The sequence below is a fragment of the Chrysiogenia bacterium genome (assembly GCA_020434085.1).
GTDB lineage: Bacteria > JAGRBM01 > JAGRBM01 > JAGRBM01 > JAGRBM01 > JAGRBM01.
Map to the genome: position 1 here is coordinate 1 of JAGRBM010000066.1, position 1844 is coordinate 1844.

The following is a 1844-nucleotide window of genomic DNA, read 5'->3' on the forward strand; positions in this document are numbered from 1 at the left end:
CGTAAAATTCGCCCTTGAGCGCGGCGGAAATTTTCCCCGGCGCCAGCGCCTCGTCCGGCAGCGGCTCGAACAGGAAAACCTCTTCCAGGACGACCACGTTCGATGGAATGTCGTAGCGCCGCCGGCTGGCTTGCTCCCGGGTGCTGCCCAGATAAAAAATGGCGAACGTCAGGTCCGGCATTTCGGTGATGATCTGATGCACCCACGACGAAACGCCGCCTTGCACGTAAGGATAGGTGCCCTCGAGCACGAGGCAGACGTCGGCGATCCCATGCGGGTCGGAACTGGTCGACGGTGGTTTCATGCAGTGTGGGCCGGCGGTGTGCGCCAGAAGTCGGCCAGGCGATCAATCCGCGGATTCGCACCGTGGCTGCTCCTGAACTCGTCGAAAAGCGAGAGGAGTTGCTGCCAATCACGCTGGAGGAAAGCGAGCTCGATGGCGTAAGGCAGCAGGGAGGAACGCGTGGCGCCCAAGCCCTGCAGGCGCTCCAGCCAGAGTTGCGCCGCCCCGACGTCGCCCAGACGCAAACTGTAGCGCAGGGCATGCGTGATCAGAATCCGATGCTGCGGTGCCAGCGGATAGGCGTCCCCGACCACGGCGAGCGCCTTGCCCAGATAGTGGGCGATGGCCTCGTCGTCGCTGACGATGTTGAGATACACCATTTCATAATAGTATTCCGCCAGCCGCAGCATGCGCTGCACGTCCCCGGGATGGTCCGCGAGTTCCTGTTCGAGTTTTTTGACGCCCAGATCAAATCCGCCGAGAATTTCCGCCAGCAGGTTCTGGGCGTAAATGCGCACTTGTTCGTCGCTGTCGAGCAGCGCCTTGCGCAACAAGGGAATGGCCAGGTGGGGCGGCAAATCGCGGAGGGCCAGCACGGAGCTGCGACGCAGCCCCACGTTGTGCCCTTGCAGAATCTTGACGATGGAGTGGGTGGAAAGGGTGGTGGGTTCGGGCAGGCTCGACTCGAAATCCACATCGGTGCCCCAAGTCATGAAGTGGCCTTCATCGGCGGGCTTGAAGGCGGTTTCTTCAATGCGGCGGAAGACGAGCGCGAAGAGCAGCCCGAGCCCCGGCAAAATGAAGGTGAAGGCGGCCGGGACGAATGACCGGCGTGATAGCAAAACTCCGGTGCGGGCGATACCGGCTCCCCACAACACCGAGCCGAACAGATGGACCAGCAGAATGACCGGCAGTGCTTGTTCGGACCAGAGGGCGAAGGCCGCGCCGATTTCGAAGATGGCGCCGCCGACCAGGCAGATCAGGGCCGGGCGTTTCATGGGCGGGGGGCGTGCATGGCCGCCGCCAAGGCCTCCGCGCTGGGGTAGTCTTCAAACTTCAAACTGCGGATGACGAGTTCACCGGGCCATGGGCCGGCGGCGGCAAACGCCTTGCGGCAGCGCTCGGTGAAGAGCTGCACCCCGCGTTCTCCAACCAGGGGCATCAGCAAGGACAACTCAAGACCAGTGCCGGCCGTCTCGGCCGCAAAATCGCTTTCGCGCACATTGGCGAGGATCACGGTCTCGAAGCGCTCCTTGGTCGCGGTGTCGCCGGCGGGCAGACTGAGCACGACGACGGTGGATGATAAACGGTGGCGGTTGTAGCCGTCGAAGGTGAGTTTGACGAGATAGGCGAAATGCTCGGCCGTGTAGAGGCGGATGTTTTTCAAACCACGGACCACGCGATAGCGGCCCTCGGCTCCGGCGGCCAGATCCAGCAGTTCGCCGGTCCAGGCGCAGATCAGGAGAACAATGTCGGCCAGGCGCGGCGTGAACGAAACAAAAGGAATGCCCGACACGAGGAGCAGGCAGCTCGGTTTGCCGTCGGCCTTTTTCAGCGGGGC

Annotated in this window: 3 protein-coding genes; all 3 read right to left on the reverse strand. The window is 63.0% G+C overall.

The window, feature by feature from the left end:
• Positions 1-304 (reverse strand): DUF3492 domain-containing protein (locus tag KDH09_02265; GenBank protein MCB0218494.1); only part of this gene is annotated, 304 nt, incomplete at its 3' end.
• A complete protein-coding gene (locus KDH09_02270) occupies positions 301-1281 on the reverse strand; it encodes a hypothetical protein (GenBank protein MCB0218495.1) in 981 nt (326 codons plus the stop codon). The genes KDH09_02265 and KDH09_02270, both read right to left, overlap by 4 nt.
• The coding region (locus KDH09_02275) for a hypothetical protein (protein MCB0218496.1) at positions 1278-1844 on the reverse strand (567 nt) is incomplete at its 5' end. The genes KDH09_02270 and KDH09_02275, both read right to left, overlap by 4 nt.

Bases quoted from the DNA above. Each gene is read 5' to 3' on its own strand.
- KDH09_02270 (MCB0218495.1), bottom strand. From the start codon at position 1,281: ATGAAACGCCCGGCCCTGATCTGCCTGGTCGGCGGCGCCATCTTCGAA.